Here is an 18307-nt window from a genome sequence, read left to right as displayed (position 1 = left end):
TCTTCTCGGTCTGATGGTGAGCTGTGTTATCGGTTAGGTCTCTTTCCCTTCTGCTCGTTGTCGCCAGCCTGGCGGCCTGCCAGCCACTGCCGCAGCCGTTCCAGGCGGACCGCCGCGCCAAGGCCGCCAATACCCTGCTGCGCCCTGTTGGCGAGACCAGCGTCTTTGTCACGCCGGTTGCCGGCCTGCCCGAACCCGACGGCCGGGCCATGGCCGAGGCGCTGGCGACAGCTCTGGCGGAAAAGGACATCCCGGCCAGCGCCACGGCCCGCAACCGCCTGTCATCTGTGCTCAGTGTGACCCTGGAGCCACGCGGCAACGATACGGCCTGGCGCTGGAGCGAACGCCTGTCCGACAACAGCGAGGTGAGCGAGCCGGCCCAGCCGCTCGGCATCGGCCTGGCCCGATTGAACGATCCGGCCGCAATCAAACAGGCGGCGAAGACCATGGCGACCGGCATTGCCGGCCGCCTGAACGAGGCGCTGGCCGCTACGGCCCCGGTCGACACCGGGCCGGCTAAGTTAGCCGTGAAGGATTGCACCGGTGCGCCCGGCGACGGCAACCGCGCCCTGCGCCAGGCGATGCGCGAGCTGTTGATCCTGGGCGGCCAGGCGCCCCTGCCGGGACCGGAAGGTGCCGACTACGTCATCAGTTGCGACGTGAAAGTCTGGGAAGACAGCCCGGGTTCCGAACGTGTGGCCATTGAATGGGTGCTGCAGGCTGCCGATGGCAGCCGTCTGGGCGAGGTGAAACAGGGGAATCGCATCCCCCGCGGCCAGCTGGCCCAGGCCTGGGGCAACACCGCCCATATCATCGCCCAGGGCGGCTGGCAGGGCCTGAGCGAGATCATCGAGACCCAGCGTCGCGGAAAACCGGCCCTTCGCCCCTTAAAATCCTGAAATATCTGGATTTTTGCCGGTTTACAGGCTGCCCCACGGCGGGTATAGTCCGCGCGATTTTTCCCCCCGGATTCCGGTCCATCCACAGAGCGCAGTCATGAAGGTTTTGGCGGGTAACTCCAATCGTCCGCTTGCGGAAGCCATTGCGGCGTATCTGTCGGTCCCGCTTGCCAAGGCCAGCGTCCGCCGGTTCTCCGACATGGAGGTGTTTGTCGAGATTCACGAGAATGTCCGCGGCGAGGATGTCTTCGTGATCCAGTCGACCTCGTATCCGGCGAACGACCATCTGATGGAACTGCTGGTCTGCATCGATGCGCTCAAGCGCTCGTCGGCCCGCCGCATCACCGCCGTGCTGCCCTATTTCGGCTATGCCCGCCAGGATCGCAAGCCCGGCCCGCGCACCCCGATCTCGGCCAAGCTGGTGGCCAACCTGATCACCGCTGCCGGCGCCAACCGCGTGCTGACGCTGGATCTCCATGCCGGCCAGATCCAGGGTTTCTTCGATATCCCGACCGACAACCTGATGGGCGGTCCGGTCCTGACCGCCGACATCAAGCAGCATCTGCAGGGCGATGACCTTATGGTCGTATCACCCGACGTGGGCGGCGTGGTGCGTGCGCGCAATATCGCCAAGCGCCTGGATGCCGACCTCGCCATCGTCGACAAGCGCCGCGAAAAGGCCGGCGTTTCAGAAGTGATGAACATCATCGGCGACGTCGAAGGCCGCCGCTGCATCCTAGTCGACGACATCGTCGACTCCGCCGGCACGCTCTGCAACGCCGCCGAGGCGCTGAAGAAGCATGGCGCCAAGTCGGTCTTCGCCTATGTGACCCACGGCGTGCTGTCGGGCGGTGCGGTTGCCCGCGTCACCGCCAGCCAGCTAGAAGGCCTGGTCATCACCGATTCCATTCTGGCCACCGAAGCGGTGCGCTTGGCCCGCAATATCCGTCAGGTCTCGATCGCGCCGCTGATCGGCGAGGCGATGCGACGGATCAGCGAGGAGACTTCGGTCTCCAGCCTGTTCGATTAAAGTTTCAGAGTTTCGGCGCGCGGCACCCCTGGAGGCCGGCGTCGGAAACGGACCGGCATGGTGCCGGCGCCGTATCTAAGCAAGGAGCGCATTATGCGTGACGTAACCACCATCGCCGCCGAGGCGAGGTCGAGGGCCGGCAAGGGGACCGCCCGTGCAACGCGACTGAAGGGTCGTGTGCCGGGGGTCATCTATGGCGAAAAGCAGACCCCGGAGCTCATCTCGGTTGAAAGTCGTGAACTGCTGAAGGAGCTGCACAAAGGCAACTTCTTCTCGCGTCTGTTCACTGTTGATATTGCTGGCAAGACCGAACGGGTCCTCGCCCGCGACGTGCAGCTCGACCCGGTCACCGACCGGCCGATCCATGTCGACTTCCAGCGCATTGGCAAGGACTCGAAGGTCCGCATCTTCATCCCGGTGCACTTCGAGAACCAGGACCAGTCCCCGGGCATCAAGAAGGGCGGCGTGCTGAACATCGTGCGCCACGAAGTCGAGTTCTTCGTCCAGCCCGACAACATCCCCGAGAGCCTGACGATCAGCCTGGCGGGCATGGATATCGGTCATTCGATCCATATCTCGGCCTTCACCCTGCCTGCCGGCGTCAAGGCGGTGATCCAGGATCGCGACTTCACCGTTGCGACCATCGCCGCCCCGACCAAGGAAGAAGAAGCTGCGCCGAAGGCGGAAGCTGTTGCTGCCGCTCCGGCCGCGGCTGCGGGCGCCAAGGCCGCTGCTCCGGCTGCCGGCGCCAAGGCCGCTCCGGCTGCTGCCGCCAAGCCGGCAGCGAAGCCGGCTGCCAAGAAGTAAGTCTGACGCAGGCGGCGCATCACTGGTGCGCCGCCTGCTCCTCTCTCTTTTCTCTGCCGGACGCTGAACCGCCATGCTGCTTCTCGTCGGACTGGGCAACCCGGGCAGCGAACACAAGCGGCAGCGCCACAATGTTGGCTTCATGGCCGTCGATGCCATCGCCGAACGCCATAATTTTCAGCCCTTCAGAAAGCGTTTTCAGGGCGAGATCGCCGAGGGCGTCCTGAACGGCACCAAGACCCTGCTGCTGAAACCGCAGACCTATATGAACCTTTCGGGCAAGTCGGTCGGCGAAGCGGCGCATTTCTACAAGATTCCGCCGCAACAGGTGGTGGTCGCCCATGACGAGCTGGATCTCGCCGCGGGCAAGATCCGAATGAAGATCGGCGGCGGTCATGCCGGGCATAACGGCCTGCGCTCCATCGACGCGGCGATCGGCCCCGACTACCGCCGCCTGCGCATCGGCATCGGTCATCCCGGCAAGGACCGCGTGCTGGGCTACGTGCTGCAGAATTTCCATACGGACGAGCATGTTTGGCTCGATCCATTGCTGGGGGCCATGGCTGCAGAGGCCGGTTATCTGGCGAAGAATGACGATGCCGGCTTCATGACCAAGGTGGCGCTGTTGCTACAGCCGCCCAAGGCCGAAAAGCCCCAGACCGAAAAGCCGAAGGCCGAGAAGCCGAAAGCGAACAAGACCAACAAGACAGACTCGAAGGACGCGTAACATGGGTTTCAAATGCGGCATCGTCGGCCTCCCCAATGTCGGCAAGTCGACGCTGTTCAATGCGCTGACGCAGACGGCAGCGGCGCAGGCGGCCAATTATCCTTTCTGCACCATCGAGCCGAATACCGGCCTTGTCGGTGTGCCCGATGAACGTCTCGACGTGCTGGCGCAGATCGCCAGCTCGCAGAAGATCATCCCGACGCAGCTCACCTTCGTCGACATCGCCGGCCTGGTGCGCGGCGCCTCGAAAGGCGAAGGCCTGGGCAACCAGTTCCTCGCGCATATCCGCGAGGTCGATGCGATCTGCCATGTGCTGCGCTGCTTCGAAGACGGCGACATCACCCATGTGGAAGGCAAAGTCGATCCCGTCGCCGATGCCGACACCGTCGAGACCGAACTGATGCTGTCGGACCTCGAAAGCCTGGAGCGTCGCACCGAGCAGACCGCCAAGCGCGCCAAGCAGGGCAACGAGGAAGAAAAGGCCCGCCTCGCCGTCATGGAAAAGGTGCTGGTGGCCCTGCGCGCAGGCAAACCGGCCCGCACCGTGGTGCCGACCGAGGACGAGAAGAAGCTCTACAAGGAGCTGATGCTGATCACCGCCAAGCCGGTGCTGTATGTCTGCAATGTGGAGGAAGCCTCGGCCGCCGAGGGCAATGCCTTCTCGGCCCGGGTAAAGGCCAAGGCCGATGCCGAGGGCGCCGCCATGGTAGTGATCTCGGCTGCCATCGAGTCCGAAGTCGCCCAGCTCGACAGCGACGAGGAAAAGACCGCCTTCCTGGCCGATCTGGGCCTGAAGGAAACCGGCCTGACCCGGGTGATCCGTGCCGGCTACGGCCTGCTCGAGCTGCTCACCTTCTTCACCGTCGGTCCCAAGGAAGCCCGGGCCTGGACCGTGCGCAAAGGCGCCAAGGCGCCGGAAGCGGCCGGCGTCATCCACACCGATTTCGAGAAGGGCTTCATCCGCTCTGAAACCATTGCCTATACCGACTATGTAGCCGGCAAGGGCGAAGCCGGCGCCCGCGACGCCGGGAAATTGCGGCTGGAAGGCAAGGAGTACATCGTGCAGGATGGCGACGTCCTGCATTTCCGCTTCAACACCTAAGAGCTGCCCAAAGAGCCACCATGAAATACCTAGAGGATTTCACCGTCGGGCAGACGATGACCTATCCGCCCCACACGGTGAGCGAAGACGAAATCATCGCCTTCGCGCGCGCCTACGACCCGCAACCCTTCCATCTCGACAAGGAGGCCGCCAAGCAATCGCTGTTTGGCGGCCTTTGCGCATCAGGCTGGCACACCGCCGGCCTGATGATGCGCATGCTGGTCGATAACATGATCGGCAAATACGCCAGCATGGGATCGCCCGGCGTGGACCAGCTGCGCTGGGTCAAACCGGTTTTTCCCGGCGACACGCTGCAGCTGAGCGGTGAAATCCTTGATGTCAAATTCTCCCAGTCCAAACCGGATCGCGGCGTCATCACCTCGCGCTACGAAATGCGCAACCAGAACGGCGATGTGGTGCTGACCATGCAGGCCAAGGGCATGTATGCCCGCCGGCCGCCGCAGTCCCAATCCTCTGGGGCCTGAGGCGCGCCATGCAGTATTACGAAGATATCCAGCCCGGTACGGTGCGCGAGATCGGCAGCCACACCTTCACCGAAGCGGCCATCGTTGAATTCGCCCGGCAGTTCGACCCCCAGTCCTTCCATATCGATCCGGTCGCGGCAAAGCAGTCGGCATTCGGCGGCATCATCGCCTCGGGCTGGCATACTGCCTCCACCGTGATGCGCATGATCGTCGATTCCGCCATCGAGGTGGAAGCCAGCCTCGGTTCGCCCGGCTTCGACGACCTCGCCTGGCTCAAGCCCGTGCGCCCCGGCGACACCATCCGGGGGCGCATGACCTGCATCGACAAGACGCCGTCGCGCAGCCGGCCGGGCATCGGCTCTGCCCGTTTCCTGATCGAAGCCTTCAACCAGAATAACGAGCTGGTCATGCGCTATACCAGCATCGGCATCATGCGTTTCCGCAACCCCACCTGATCCGGAGATCGTTATGGGTACGATGACCAGCCTGACTGCCGCCGATGGCCACCGTTTCGGCGCCTATATCGCCGAGCCGAAAGGCACGCCCAAGGGCGGCATCGTGGTGATCCAGGAAATCTTTGGCGTGAACAGCCATATCCGGGCCGTCAGCGATGGCTACGCCGCCGACGGCTATTACGTAATCGCCCCGGCGATCTTCGACCGCATCCAGCCTGGAGTCGATCTGGGCTATACCGGCGACGACATGACCAAAGCGCGCGAAATCCGTGGCAAGATGACCTGGGATGGCGTGTTGAAAGACGTCACGGTTGCTGTCGCGGCTGCGGCCCAGGCCGGACGCGTCGGCACCGTGGGTTATTGCTATGGCGGTGGCGTCACCTGGAAGATGGCCTATGCCGTGTCCGGCGTTGCCGCCGCTGTGGGCTATTATGGCGGCCCCTGGGGCGAACTGAAGGACGAGGCGCCGAAAGCCCCGTCCCTGCTGCATTTCGGCGCACTCGACAAGATGATTCCGCTCAGCCTGGCCGAGGAGCTGAAGGTGAAACATCCCTTCATCACCACCCATGTCTATGACGCCGACCATGGCTTCAACTGCGACCAGCGCGCAACTTACAATGCCGCCGCTGCCGTGACGGCGCGACGTCGCACCCTAGCCTTCTTCGACGCCCTGCTCTGAAGTTTCCTCAGCCGCGACTGGAAAACTCCAGGAAGCAGCCATTCGCGGCCTCGGCGGGCACCAGCACGGTACCATCCAGGCTGCGTTCATGGGCAATGCCGGCAGCCTTGAAATAGGCCGCCGCCGCTTCCGTGTTGTGGACGCGGAAACGCATGCCGGCCACAAAGGGCGTCGGGCGCGGCTGATGTGTCAGGTCCGGGAACAGCGTATCGAGATCGTCGGGTGTGACGAACAGCAGCGTCTCGCGGCCAGTACGCACCGCAACCATACGGTCGGTTCGTACTGCTGCGCCGGCACCGACCAGCTTTTCATACGCCAGTTCCAGCGCCACCGGATTCTCGGTCACAATAATGACGCCGCTGATATGTTCCGCGCCATTGGGATGCACCAGCCATTCCGGTTTGCGCAGCATCTCCGGCGTCAGGTGCTGGCACAGGAACAGCGAGAGGTCCGGCGTGGCCTCAGTCGGCAGATGTATCAGGCTGAAGGCCGGCAGCACGGTCCCCTCGGGCAGTTCCAGCTCGCGCTTCAGATCCTGTGGCGCCGAAGGCTTGAAGCCCGAGGCGGTCAGCTCCGCCACAGCTGCGGCAGAGTCATCGATGCCCAGCGCCACCTTGTGCACGCCCTCGCCCCTGGTCTGCAGTGCCTCTTCCATGCCGGCGGTGTAGCCACCCGCCTCGGCAATGCCGAGCAGCTCATGGTAGTTGGTGGGGAACATCACGCAGTAATTGCCTGTGGCCCAGCCGATATGGCGGCCACGTGGCGTCACCGTGAAGCCGAGCCGCTGCCAGGTCTTACGGGCGGCTTCCAGATCGGCCACCGCCAGCACGGTGTGATCGAGGCCGATGATGTGATGCGCCACGGCGATACTCCGGGAAAAAACTCAGTGTCCGTCGAATTCGCAGAGCGACAGGACCTCGACATTGAGCGCTTCCAGCCGTTTGCGGCCACCCAGTTCGGGCAGGTCGATGATGAAGGAGCAGCCGACCACATTACCCTTGTGCGCGCGGATCAGCTTGATCGCCGCCTCGGCCGTGCCGCCGGTGGCGATCAGGTCATCGACAATCAGCACATTCTCGCCCGGCTGGATGGCATCGACATGGATTTCCATCGAATCGGTGCCGTATTCCAGCTGGTATTCCTGCGACATGGTCTTCCAGGGCAGCTTGCCGCGCTTGCGCACCGGCACAAAGCCGACTGAAAGCTGATGGGCGATGGCGCCGCCGAGAATGAAGCCGCGCGCCTCGATGCCCACCACCTTGTCGATCCGGGTGCCGGCCAGCGGCTGCACCATTTCGTCAACGGTCTTGCGGAAGCCGCGAGCGTCCTGCAGCAGCGTGGTGATGTCGCGGAACATGATGCCCGGCTTCGGATAGTCGGGAATGGCGCGAATCTTGTCCTTAATACCCTGCATGATTGCGGGTTCCTTCCTATGGTCAGGCCTTGAGGATACGGCCGGCGACCGCATCGAGTTTTTTCAGTACCTTGGGGTCGCGCTTTTCTGGCGCAGTGATCAATGCCGTGTCCAGAACCCGGTCGCAACCCTGCGGGCAATGATCGGGGCGTTCGCGCAGATAAGGCACCGTCTTTGCCACCAGCGACTGGCCCTTCTCGGCATTGCCAAGCAGCACGCGGATAACGGCGGCGACGTCCACATGATCGTGATCCGGATGCCAGCAGTCATAATCGGTGACCATGGCAACCGAGGCGTAGCAAAGCTCGGCTTCGCGGGCCAGCTTGGCCTCTGGTGCATTGGTCATGCCGATCACGTCGCAGCCCCAGCTCTTGTACAGGAAGCTTTCGGCCTGGGTGGAGAATTGCGGCCCTTCCATGCACAGATAGGTGCCACCGCGCTGCGCCGTGATGCCGGCGTCCTTCGCGGCCGCCTCCAGCGCATCGCCCAGGCGCGAGCAGACCGGATGAGCCGCCGAGACATGGGCCACCATACCGGTGCTGAAAAAACTCTTCTGCCGCATGAAGGTGCGGTCGATGAACTGATCGACGATCACGAAACTGCCCGGCGGCAGATGTTCCTTGAACGAGCCGCAGGCCGAAACCGAGATCACATCATGACAGCCAACACGCTTGAGCGCATCGATATTGGCGCGATAATTCACTTCGGACGGTGAATGGACATGGCCACGGCCATGGCGCGGCAGGAAGACCAGCTCGGCACCATCCAGCTCCCCGAACAGCAATTCGTCGGACGGGTCGCCCCAGGGCGTGGAAACCTTGCGCCACTTCGTCTTCTTCAGGCCGGCCATGCCATAGAGGCCGCTGCCGCCCAGCACCCCGATGCGGACCAGGTCGCCCTTCTTGGCGATATGCGGCTTCGGGATGCCGGCCGATTTGTTGCCGCCCGCCACCGACTTCGCGGCAGCCCTGGCCACGGCGGCGGCAGACGTCGTCACTTTGCGAACCAGCGTTTTGGCCTTGGCTTTCGCAGCGGGTTTTTTCGCCGGCTTGCGGGCCGGCGCCGCTTTCTTCTTCGCTTTTGCCATGGCTGAAAATCTCCGTCTAGACCGGCCGAACGCCGCGCGAGACTTAAGCAAACCGCCCCTTGCGGCGCAACAAAAAAGGCCGCCGTTTCCGGCGGCCTTTTCCTAACTTGATTGAGATCCGATCAGTGCAGCTTGGCCCAGATGCGCTTCTTGGCGAAGAAGAACAGGCCGGTCAGCACCACCAGGAACACCATCACCTTGAAGCCCAGGCGCTTGCGATCTTCCAGCTTGGGCTCGGCGGCCCACATCAGGAAGGCCGATACGTCATGCGCCATCTGCTCGACACTGGCCTTGGTGCCATCGGCATAGGTCACCTGGTCGTCGTTGAGCGGCTTGGGCATCGCGATCTGATGGCCCGGGAAATACTCGTTGTAATGCAGGCCTTCGCCCAACGTGGTGCCGGCCGGAGCCGTCTTGTAGCCCACCATGAGGGCATGGATGTAATCCGGACCCTGCGCGCGAGCCTTGGCGATCAGCGACAGATCGAGCGGATAGGCGCCACCGTTGGAAGCACGCGCCGCCTTCTCGTTCGGGAAGGGTGACGGGAACTTGTCGGAGGCCAGCCCCGGGCGCTTGAACATCTCGCCCTGGTCGTTCGGGCCGTCATTGACCTCGAAGGTGGCCGCCAGAGCCTTCACTTCGGCATCGTTGAAACCGATGTCCTTCAGATTGCGGAACGCGACATACTTCATCGCGTGGCAGGCCGAACAGACTTCCTTATAGACCTGATAGCCGCGCTGCAGCTCGCCACGGTCGAACGTGCCGAACGGGCCGTTGAAGCTCCAGTTCTGCTTAGGTGCCACCGTTTCGTTGCCCGCGGCAAAGGCCGGGGCCGTCAGACCCAGAGGCAGGGCCAGGGTCAGGGCGGCGAGGATCGCACGCATGGTCATCGTCTTCATGGTTCGATCCCCCTTACGCTTTGCTGCCGGCGGCGCCAGTGGCGTCGCCTTTAAGCACAGCCTCGCTAATCGAGGCAGGCAGCTTCAGCGGCTTCTCGAACCAGCCGACCAGCGGCATCAGGATGAGGAAGTGCGCGAAGTAATACACGGTGCAGACGCGGCCAATCACCAGGGCCATGCCTTCCGGCGGCAGGCCGCCAGCATAGGTCAGACCGACGCAGGCGATCAGGAAGACCCAGAACAGCTGCTTGTAGATCGGGCGGAACTTGGCCGACCGCACCTTACTGGTGTCGAGCCAAGGCAGCAGGAACAGGATCAGGATCGCGCCGAACATCAGCAGCACGCCGCCCAGCTTGTCGGGCACCGAACGCAGGATCGCGTAGAACGGCAGGAAGTACCATTCCGGCACGATATGCTCCGGCGTCACCAGCGGGTTCGCCGGGATGTAATTGTCCGGGTGGCCCATGAAGTTCGGGGCATAGAACAGGAAGAAGCTGAAGAAGATCAGGAACACGCCCACGCCGAACGCATCCTTGATCGTGTAGTACGGATGGAACGGGATGCGGTCCTGCGGGCCCTTGGTATCGATGCCCAGCGGGTTGTTGGACCCATGCTGATGCAGCGCCAGCACGTGCAGGATCACGATGCCGACGATCACGAACGGCAGCAGGTAGTGCAGCGAGAAGAAACGGTTCAGCGTCGGGTTGTCGACGGCGAAGCCGCCCCACAGCCAGGTCACGATCGGCTCGCCGACCAGCGGGATGGCCGAGAACAGGTTGGTGATCACGGTGGCGCCCCAGAAGCTCATCTGGCCCCAGGGAAGCACGTAGCCCATGAAAGCGGTCGCCATCATCAGCAGGAAGATGATCAGGCCGAGGAACCACAGAATTTCGCGCGGCGCCTTGTACGATCCGTAGTACAGACCGCGGAAAATGTGGATGTAAACCACGATGAAGAACATCGAGGCGCCGTTGGCGTGCATGTAGCGCAGCAGCCAGCCATAGTTCACGTCGCGCATGATGTGCTCGACCGAGTCGAAGGCCATCAGGGTATGCGGCGTATAATGCATGACCAACACGATGCCGGTGAGGATCTGGACCACCAGGCAGAGGCCGGCAAGCGAGCCGAAATTCCACCAGTAGCTCAGATTCTTCGGCGTCGGGTACTGGGTGCCGACCATGTGGTCGAGCGTGGAGAAGACCGGCAAGCGGTATTCGATCCACTTGACGAGCGGGTTGGCAAAGAAGCCGGAATTGTTGTCAGCCATCGGTTGGGGTCCTTAGCCGATGCGGATGCGGGTATCGTTGAGGAAGGCGTACTGCGGCACGGGCAGGTTCGCCGGCGCAGGGCCTTTGCGGATGCGGCCCGAGGTATCGTAGTGCGAGCCGTGGCAGGGGCAGAACCAGCCGCCGAAATCGCCCTTCTGGCCGAGCGGCACGCAGCCCAGATGGGTGCACACGCCCATCATGACCAGCCATTCGGGCTTCTTCACGCGGTCGGCGTCCTTGGCCGGATCCGGCAGGGCAGCCGTGTCGTCCTTCTGCGCCTGCTCGATCTCCGCAGGCGTACGATGCCGCACGAAGACCGGCTTGCCACGCCACAGCAGGGTGACGCTCTGGCCGGCGGCGATCTGGCTGAGATCAACTTCGGTGCTGGACAGCGCCAGCACGTCGGCCGACGGGTTCATCTGATGCACGAACGGCCAGATGGCTGCTGCCGCACCCACCGCACCGAACGCCCCCGCAGCGATGACAATAAAGTCCCGCCGGGTCGGCTCGGTCGTCCCGGCCGTCTGGGTCCCTGTCCCTGCCATAGATCCCTCGAAGATAATAAGACTTGGAAACGTGACGCGATATTTCTCACTATATGTTGGCGAAGTCCAGCACTTAGCCGGACGGATGCGACAGGTTGCCGCAGGGGTCTTGAGGTTGGAATCACGCCGGCAAACCGCCAAAAAACCGATAGCGCTTCGCAGCGTCCCGAAGCCCGATTCAGAACCCCCTTTGGAAGGCCATGCGGCTCGCCCTTTTTGAACCCGATCTGCCGCCCAATCTGGGCACGATTCTGCGCTTGGGTGCCTGCCTGGCAATACCGGTGCATGTCATCGAACCCTGCGGCTTCCCCTTTTCCGTCCAGACCGTGCGGCGCAGCGCCCTGGACTATCTGGAGCATGCCGAGATCCACCAGCATCTCAGCTGGCAGCATTTCCTGGCCGAGAAACCGCCCGGCCGCCTGCTGCTGATGACCACCAAGGCAGCCGTACCTTATACGGAGTTCCGGTTTGCCGCCGACGACATCCTGCTGATGGGTCGGGAAACCAAGGGCGCGCCCGATTATGTGCACGAGGCCGCCGATGCCCGGCTGGTCATCCCGATCCGCGCCGGTTTGCGCTCGATCAATGTCGCAACCGCAGCCGCCATGGTACTGGGCGAGGCCCTGCGGCAATGCGATGCCTTTCCGTCGCGTCCCGCCGGGATGCAGCAAGGAGACCCGCAATCATGAGTGACGCCCTGCACGCCGATCCTGCCATTGCCGAACGCCAGCAGCGCGCGCGGACCTGGTTCGAGGAATTGCGCAACCGCATCTGCTCCGCCTTCGAAAAACTGGAAGACGACCTGACCGGCCCCCTCAGCAGCCGTCCCGCCGGGCGCTTCGAGCGCCAGCCGTGGGACCGCCCGGGCGGCGGCGGCGGCGTGATGAGCGTCATGCGGGGCCGGGTCTTCGAAAAAGTCGGCGTCAACATTTCCACCGTGCATGGCGAATTCAGCGAAGAGTTCCGCAAGCAGATACACGGTGCGGGTACGGATGGACGCTTCTGGGCATCCGGCATCTCTCTGGTGGCGCATATGCAGTCGCCGAAAGTGCCCGCCGTGCACATGAACACCCGCTTCCTGGTCACCAGCAAGGCCTGGTTCGGCGGCGGCGCCGATCTCACACCCATGGTTCCCGACGAAACCGACACCGCCAGCTTCCATGCGGCGCTCAAGAGCGCCTGCGACCGCGCCGATCCGGGCTACTACCCGCGATTCAAACAGTGGTGCGACGATTATTTCTACCTGCCCCACCGTAACGAGCCACGCGGCGTCGGCGGAATCTTCTTTGATCAACTCGACAGCGGCGACTGGGAACGCGATTTCGCATTCACAAAATCGGTCGGCGAATCGTTCCTCGAATCATATCCAAAAATCGTGCGCCGAAGCCTGAACGATTCGTGGTCGGCGGCCGAAAGAGAGCACCAACTGGTCCGTCGCGGACGCTATGTCGAGTTTAATTTGCTCTACGATCGCGGCACCACATTCGGTCTGAAAACCGGTGGCAACACAGAAGCGATTCTAATGTCGATGCCGCCGGAAGTGAAATGGCTGTGATTAAAAAAGACCAGATTTCATGCGGCTTTTTTGCACGTCGTAATTCTCGCAAGTCATCGCGCGCGTTTTACTTGAGCAATGCTTTTTCGTTCGCGCGACATGCCGTCGAGTGTTGCGGATTAGATACGCGCTTAACCATTTTTTAAGCGCGCGCAAGATTTAGTGGTTAATACTGCAGCGTTGTGCTACAGATATACCTGTTCGGGAAACATTTCCCGAAAACTTCGTTGCGGTGAAAACCGCACTCTAATCCATGGAGGAGAAACTCATGGCTGCGAAGAAAAAGGCCGCTAAGAAGAAAGTGGCGAAGAAGGTTGTGAAGGCTAAGAAGGCCCCCAAGGCCAAGAAGAAGGCTGCCAAGAAGAAGGCTGCCAAGAAGAAGTAAAGTTAGTACCTGAGTTTGTGGTCTCGAGCTCCACATCGACGTCCGGGTTTGCGGCGCCGACGTGGAGCTCGAGTTCTTTTAGGGACCTGGCCATCTTTACTTGATGCGCCGCTGACAACAGTCCCATCGGCCGGAAAATCGGCCAATATTCTTTGAAAATCAAAAATTTAGCCTAGGATCGACTAGCTTCGCTATTGCTGAGCCGTCATTTGCACGCGCTGCAGCAATCGCTGCATGCAGGCCTCGCGGTTCGGCCGGAAACCTTCCCCTGCCCACCATTCCTCCAGTTCCTTGAGCAGGGCGCTGACCGTCGGTCCGGGCGTGAAGCCCACCGCGAGGACATCGGCCCCGCGCAGGGGAAAAACCGGGCGGCGCCAGGTGGTGCTGGCCACGGCAAGCCGGATCGCCAGGTCTTCATCCAGAAGACCGGCGCTTGCTGCCAGCAGGGCGTGATCGCGGCAGCGCTCGACGCCGGCCCGATAGAACGCAACCTGATGGGACGATTCGTCCGCCACAGCGGCCGGATCGAATGGCGGCGGTGCCAGCAGACCCTCCATACGAAGGCGCTGGGCATTCGACAGCTTCAGCCGGTCAGCGATCCGACCGGCACAGACTGCATCATCGGCAGGGAGCAGCACGGCCATGCGCGGCCAGACCTCGGGCTGCACCTCGCTCTGCATCGCCAGTGTCTGCTGCAGGGCAACCAGGCGGCCGAAGCGGATCGCATCGAACTGCGCCTCAGGCAACAACGCCGGTAGCACCCCGCTGTCCTGCATCAGCAGCAGGGCATCCCCTGCATTGGGCAGGGCCAGGATTTTCAGAAGCTCGTCGCGCACCCGCTCGCCCGACAGGCGCTCCAGCTGATCCGCCGCCGCCGCACAGGCCGCCAGGGACGCCACATCCGGTGCCCCTTTGGCAAAACGGGCGTGGAAACGGAAAAACCGCAGCACCCGCAGATAATCCTCTGCCACGCGGGCTGCCGGGTCGCCGATAAAGCGCACGATACCTGCCGCCAGATCAGCGCGGCCGTCGGTGAAATCATGCAGCCTGCCGTCGGCATCGGCATACAGCGCATTGATGGTGAAATCGCGCCGGGCCGCATCCTCGGCCCAGTCGCTGCCGAAAGAGACGACCGCATGGCGGCCATCGGTGGCAACATCGCGGCGCAGGGTCGTGACCTGGAAGGTCGCCGGGGGCACAACGGCGGTAACAGTGCCATGGGCAAGGCCGGTGGGCACCGCCTTCAGCCTGGCCTTCTCCAGCCGCTTGATGACAGTGTCCGGCATTTCGGTGGTTGCCAGATCAATATCCTCGGGCTGCAGGCCCAGGATGGCATCTCGCACGCAGCCGCCGACGAAACGCACCGTGGCGCCGCCGGCAGACAGGGCCTGCAACAGGGCAAGCGTGGGGGCCGCCGTCATCCAGCCGGGCGCGGAGATGCGGTCGGGCAGAGCCATGGCGGCTTACTGACCGATGCGGCCGGGCACCACCCGGCCATCCTCGAAGCGGGCCGGCGCATAAGAGCCCAGCTCTTCGTCGAAGAAGGCGCCCCAGATCACGAAGCTGAGGATCATGAGCAGCAGGCCGATAGCGGCGAGCCAGTACCAGGGCGTGACCTCGGGGCCATCCTTGCCGCTGCGCTTCACATGCCAGATGTAGACGCCGTAGAGAAGGAACGGCAGCAGCAGCGGCAGGATGTGGACGATAATGCGGCTCACAGCCCGCCCCCAGTCTGTATATCGGCCTGTATATCGGCGGTCTGGGCGTCGCCATGCAGCAGGTCATGCAGATTACGCAACATGCCGGCGGTGGCGCCCCAGATGTAATAGTCGCCATAGGGCATGGCCCACCAGTGGCGTTCCACGCCGTTGAATACGCCTTTATGGCGCTGGTGGTTGCGCTGGTCCATGAGGAAGGCCAGCGGCACCTCGAAGACCTCGGCCACCTCGTCACGGGCCAGCGTCAACGCAAAACCCGGTCGCACCAGGCCGACCACCGGCACCACCACGAAGCCAGTGCCCGTCACATAGGGGTCCAGTGCACCCAGAATGGTGACATGGCCGCGATCCAGTCCGATCTCCTCCTCGGTCTCACGCAGCGCCGTGGCAATCACATCGGGATCTTCCTGGTCGACGCGGCCGCCGGGAAAGCTCACCTGGCCGGCATGGTTGGAAAGATGCGCGGTGCGCTTGGTCAGGATGACCCGCTCGCTGTCATCATAGGCGACCAGCGGCACCAGCACGGCAGCCGGCATCAGCGGGCCTTTGCGCGCCGGCTGAAAGCCGGGATTGAGCTGGAAGTCGCCTTTGCCGGCCGCATGATAGTCGCGCGGAATCGCGTCGAAGGCCGGCACCGGCTGCAGCTTGCTGCGCAGGCGTTCGACAGCAGGCGTGCTGTCGATGATCAGCGGTGCGGCGGAATTCATGCCGCGTCTCCCATGACGAAAAACTGTCCCGCACTCTGCAGGCCCAGCACGGCCCGGCCATCCAGCATGCGCTCTTCCGCCATCTCGACCAGTTGATAGTAAACCGGCCGGGCGATCAGGGCCTCAAGCCGGTCCCGCACAAGGATATAAGGAGATGGCTCGCCGCTCTGCGGGTTGATCTCGATATGCAATGGATGCGTGGCATCCAGCGGCACCACATCGTCGACATTGGTCCGGAAAGCGACCAGGCGATCCTCGCCCGCCCCGGCGACGGTTAACTCAACCGCGAGGAAGGGTGCATCGTCGACTCGGATCTGACATTTCTCGGCCGGGGTCACCAGAACGAAGCTGTCATCGGGCTCCCGGCGCAGGATGCTGGCAAACAGCTTGACCATGGCGGGACGCGGAATCGGGGTGCCCATATAGTGCCAGCTCCCGTCCCGCGCGATCCGCATGTCAATCTGACCGCAAAATGGCGGATTCCAAAGGTGCACTGGCGGTTTTTTACGCAAACCGTCCTCACCCCCGAACCGGGCGATCACATCCTGGAGAGTAGGTACCTTGGTGGTGGCGGCGGACATATGAGACATCTGGGCTTTCGTTTCGCTTCTACTATATACTCATTCCCATGCACAATTTGAGCGATACGGCCGAACATATCGTCCCCGAGATCGAACGGATCGGAGGCAGGCTTGGAACAGCCCGCGACGCCGTCGGCCGGGTCATCTTCGGACAGGGCGATGTGGTGGAGGAAACCCTCATCACTTTGCTAGCCGGAGGCCATGCCCTGCTGGTTGGCGTGCCCGGCCTCGCCAAGACCAAGCTGGTGGAAACCCTGGCCAAGGTTCTGGGCCTGGATGCCCGCCGCGTGCAGTTCACACCCGATCTGATGCCGGCCGATATCGTCGGTTCGGAAGTGCTGGAAGAAAGTGAAACGGGCCGCCGCTCGTTCCGTTTCATTCCCGGCCCGGTCTTCTGCCAGTTGCTGATGGCAGACGAAATCAACCGCGCCAGCCCGCGCACCCAGTCAGCCCTGCTGCAGGCCATGCAGGAACGCCAGGTTTCGGTGGCCGGTCAGCGCCATGAACTGCCGGCACCCTTCCATGTGCTGGCAACGCAGAATCCCCTGGAGCAGGAAGGCACCTATCCGTTGCCCGAAGCCCAGCTCGACCGCTTCCTGCTGCAGATCGATGTGCGCTATCCCGACCGCGAGGCCGAGCGGCGCATGCTGTTCGCCACCACCGGCGCCGCCGAAGACCCTATCCCGACCGTGCTGAATGCCGCCGACCTGATGGCTGCCCAGCGCCTGGTGCGCCGCATCCCGGTGGGTGAGAGCGTGGTGGAAGCCATTCTCAACCTGGTCCGCAACGGCCGCCCGGAGGAAACCACCATCGACGGCCTGCGCGAGCAGATCGCCTGGGGCCCCGGCCCGCGCGCCAGCCAGGCACTGATGCTGGCGGTGCGCGCCCGCGCCCTGCTGCAGGGCCGCCTCGCTCCATCCATCGAGGATGTGCTGGCGCTGGCCGCTCCGGTCTTGCGCCATCGCATGGCGCTCACCTTTGCCGCCCGCGCCGAAGGCGTCACCGTCACCGATGTCATCAACCGCCTGACCGCACCGTTGCGATGAGTGAAGCGGCGGCGGCCGGGTTAACAACAGCCAATGCCCGGCGCCAGCGCGCCGAACACTTTGCCGCATTCCTGCCGCCGCTGCTGGTTGCGGCGGAACGCGTCGCCGCCACGGTCGAGCAGGGCGTCCATGGCCGCCGCCGCGTCGGACCCGGCGATGCCTTCTGGCAATTCCGCCGCTACAGTCCTGGCGATGCCCTGACCCGCATCGACTGGCGCCAGACCGCCAAGCGCCAGACCGCCTTTATCCGCGAAAATGAATGGGAAGCCGCCGAAAGCGTCTGGCTGTGGCGCGATCCTTCGCCCTCCATGCGCTGGAAATCGCCGCAGGGGCAGGAACAGAAAGACGAACGTGGCGACCTGTTGCTGCTTGCCCTTGCCCACCTGCTCCTGCGTGGTGGCGAACGCATCGCCCTGCTCGGCCATCCGCAACGCCCTTCATCCGGGCGCCTGGTGCTGGAGCGCATCGCCGAGCGCCTGATCCGTTCGCGGTTCGAGACCGCCGAGGCCAGCCTGCCGCCGACCCAGCCGTTGCCACGCTATGCCCATGTGGTGCTGCTTGGTGACTTCCTGTATCCGGTTGCCGAGATCGCCAGTCGCCTGCGCGGCTTGGCCGATATGGGCGTGAAGGGCACCGTGCTGCGCATTGTCGATCCGGCGGAAGAAGATTTCCCCTATCGCGGTCGCACCCGCTTCCTGGGACTGGAAGGCGAAAACCCGCTGCTGGTGCCGCGCGCCGAAACCATGACCCAGGACTGGCGCGCCACCTTTGCCGCGCATCAGCAGGAGCTGGCCGAGATCTGCCGCCGGCTCGGCTGGCGCCATATCAAGCATCGCACCGACCGTCCGGCCCAGACCGCGCTGCTGTCGCTCTATCAGGCCCTGCAGGGCGAACGCGCTCTGGCGATGGGACGCTGAA

General features: G+C 63.4%; 22 protein-coding genes. 12 read left to right on the top strand and 10 right to left on the bottom strand.

Going from position 1 to position 18307, the window contains the following annotated elements:
- The first annotated feature begins 23 nt into the window (after positions 1 to 23).
- The 8 genes from AC1ROB_RS09940 to AC1ROB_RS09905 all read left to right on the top strand — a co-directional run bounded on the left by AC1ROB_RS09940 (position 24) and on the right by AC1ROB_RS09905 (position 6184).
- On the top strand, positions 24 to 899 hold the full coding sequence (locus tag AC1ROB_RS09940) for a hypothetical protein (protein WP_492971341.1): 876 nt from the start codon (positions 24 to 26) through the stop codon (positions 897 to 899).
- A gap of 97 nt (positions 900 to 996) precedes the next feature.
- Positions 997 to 1929: a ribose-phosphate pyrophosphokinase gene (locus AC1ROB_RS09935; RefSeq protein WP_492971342.1), complete on the top strand. Its 933-nt coding sequence runs from the start codon at positions 997 to 999 to the stop codon at positions 1927 to 1929.
- Positions 1930 to 2022: 93 nt separating this feature from the next.
- Positions 2023 to 2736, top strand: a complete 714-nt coding sequence (locus AC1ROB_RS09930; protein WP_492971343.1) for a 50S ribosomal protein L25/general stress protein Ctc — start codon at positions 2023 to 2025, stop codon at positions 2734 to 2736.
- Positions 2737 to 2809: 73 nt separating this feature from the next.
- Positions 2810 to 3463, top strand: coding sequence for an aminoacyl-tRNA hydrolase (gene pth, locus AC1ROB_RS09925; protein ID WP_492971344.1), 654 nt, complete (start codon positions 2810 to 2812; stop codon positions 3461 to 3463).
- Position 3464: 1 nt separating this feature from the next.
- Complete coding sequence (gene ychF / locus AC1ROB_RS09920; RefSeq protein WP_492971345.1) at positions 3465 to 4565, top strand: redox-regulated ATPase YchF; 1101 nt, start codon at positions 3465 to 3467, stop codon at positions 4563 to 4565.
- Positions 4566 to 4585: 20 nt separating this feature from the next.
- Positions 4586 to 5050, top strand: coding sequence for a MaoC family dehydratase (locus tag AC1ROB_RS09915; protein WP_492971346.1), 465 nt, complete (start codon positions 4586 to 4588; stop codon positions 5048 to 5050).
- Positions 5051 to 5058: 8 nt separating this feature from the next.
- A complete protein-coding gene (locus AC1ROB_RS09910) occupies positions 5059 to 5505 on the top strand; it encodes a MaoC family dehydratase (RefSeq protein ID WP_492971347.1) in 447 nt (148 codons plus the stop codon).
- Between the two features lie 13 nt (positions 5506 to 5518).
- A complete protein-coding gene (locus tag AC1ROB_RS09905; RefSeq protein ID WP_492971348.1) occupies positions 5519 to 6184 on the top strand; it encodes a dienelactone hydrolase family protein in 666 nt (221 codons plus the stop codon).
- Positions 6185 to 6191: 7 nt separating this feature from the next.
- Here AC1ROB_RS09905 and AC1ROB_RS09900 read toward each other — a convergent pair whose 3' ends face one another.
- The 6 genes from AC1ROB_RS09900 to petA all read right to left on the bottom strand — a co-directional run bounded on the left by AC1ROB_RS09900 (position 6192) and on the right by petA (position 11397).
- Entirely contained in the window at positions 6192 to 7046 is an 855-nt protein-coding gene (locus AC1ROB_RS09900) for a VOC family protein (protein ID WP_492971349.1), read from the bottom strand.
- A gap of 21 nt (positions 7047 to 7067) precedes the next feature.
- A complete protein-coding gene (locus AC1ROB_RS09895) occupies positions 7068 to 7598 on the bottom strand; it encodes an adenine phosphoribosyltransferase (protein ID WP_492971350.1) in 531 nt (176 codons plus the stop codon).
- 22 nt (positions 7599 to 7620) lie between these two features.
- A complete protein-coding gene (locus tag AC1ROB_RS09890) occupies positions 7621 to 8685 on the bottom strand; it encodes an S-methyl-5'-thioadenosine phosphorylase (RefSeq protein WP_492971351.1) in 1065 nt (354 codons plus the stop codon).
- Between the two features lie 122 nt (positions 8686 to 8807).
- Positions 8808 to 9584, bottom strand: a complete 777-nt coding sequence (locus AC1ROB_RS09885) for a cytochrome c1 (RefSeq protein WP_492971352.1) — start codon at positions 9582 to 9584, stop codon at positions 8808 to 8810.
- Between the two features lie 13 nt (positions 9585 to 9597).
- Positions 9598 to 10851 (bottom strand): cytochrome b, encoded by a 1254-nt coding sequence (locus AC1ROB_RS09880; RefSeq protein ID WP_492971353.1) that lies wholly within the window; start codon positions 10849 to 10851, stop codon positions 9598 to 9600.
- Between the two features lie 12 nt (positions 10852 to 10863).
- Positions 10864 to 11397, bottom strand: a complete 534-nt coding sequence (gene petA, locus AC1ROB_RS09875; protein WP_492971354.1) for a ubiquinol-cytochrome c reductase iron-sulfur subunit — start codon at positions 11395 to 11397, stop codon at positions 10864 to 10866.
- Positions 11398 to 11597: 200 nt separating this feature from the next.
- Between petA and AC1ROB_RS09870 the strand changes: the two genes are divergently transcribed.
- Both AC1ROB_RS09870 and hemF read left to right on the top strand, forming a co-directional pair.
- Positions 11598 to 12086, top strand: a complete 489-nt coding sequence (locus AC1ROB_RS09870) for a tRNA (cytidine(34)-2'-O)-methyltransferase (protein ID WP_492971355.1) — start codon at positions 11598 to 11600, stop codon at positions 12084 to 12086.
- Positions 12083 to 12952, top strand: coding sequence for an oxygen-dependent coproporphyrinogen oxidase (gene hemF, locus AC1ROB_RS09865; protein ID WP_492971356.1), 870 nt, complete (start codon positions 12083 to 12085; stop codon positions 12950 to 12952). The genes AC1ROB_RS09870 and hemF overlap by 4 nt, the downstream gene beginning before the upstream one ends.
- 576 nt (positions 12953 to 13528) lie before the next feature.
- Here hemF and AC1ROB_RS09860 read toward each other — a convergent pair.
- Genes AC1ROB_RS09860 through AC1ROB_RS09845 form a run of 4 tightly spaced genes read right to left on the bottom strand, consistent with a single transcriptional unit; the run spans position 13529 to position 16343 of the window.
- Positions 13529 to 14794: a CCA tRNA nucleotidyltransferase gene (locus AC1ROB_RS09860; protein WP_492971357.1), complete on the bottom strand. Its 1266-nt coding sequence runs from the start codon at positions 14792 to 14794 to the stop codon at positions 13529 to 13531.
- A 6-nt stretch (positions 14795 to 14800) separates the two neighbouring features.
- Entirely contained in the window at positions 14801 to 15055 is a 255-nt protein-coding gene (locus AC1ROB_RS09855) for a DUF6111 family protein (RefSeq protein WP_492971358.1), read from the bottom strand.
- The gene (locus tag AC1ROB_RS09850; RefSeq protein ID WP_492971359.1) at positions 15052 to 15762 is read right to left on the bottom strand and encodes a CoA pyrophosphatase; all 711 of its coding nucleotides are present in this window, start codon (positions 15760 to 15762) and stop codon (positions 15052 to 15054) included. Before AC1ROB_RS09850 ends, AC1ROB_RS09855 begins: the two co-directional genes overlap by 4 nt.
- Entirely contained in the window at positions 15759 to 16343 is a 585-nt protein-coding gene (locus tag AC1ROB_RS09845) for a DUF1285 domain-containing protein (protein ID WP_492971360.1), read from the bottom strand. The genes AC1ROB_RS09850 and AC1ROB_RS09845 overlap by 4 nt, the downstream gene beginning before the upstream one ends.
- Before the next feature lie 47 nt (positions 16344 to 16390).
- Between AC1ROB_RS09845 and AC1ROB_RS09840 the strand changes: the two genes are divergently transcribed.
- Positions 16391 to 17389: an AAA family ATPase gene (locus AC1ROB_RS09840; protein ID WP_492971361.1), complete on the top strand. Its 999-nt coding sequence runs from the start codon at positions 16391 to 16393 to the stop codon at positions 17387 to 17389.
- Positions 17386 to 18306 carry a DUF58 domain-containing protein gene (locus tag AC1ROB_RS09835; protein ID WP_492971362.1) on the top strand — a complete coding sequence of 307 codons (921 nt, stop codon included), beginning with the start codon at positions 17386 to 17388 and terminating at the stop codon, positions 18304 to 18306. The genes AC1ROB_RS09840 and AC1ROB_RS09835 overlap by 4 nt, the downstream gene beginning before the upstream one ends.
- Position 18307: the final 1 nt, after the last annotated feature.

Source organism: Ferrovibrio sp. GW821-FHT12F09 (assembly GCF_058806775.1).
This window is presented reverse-complemented; position numbering and strand designations above follow the sequence as displayed.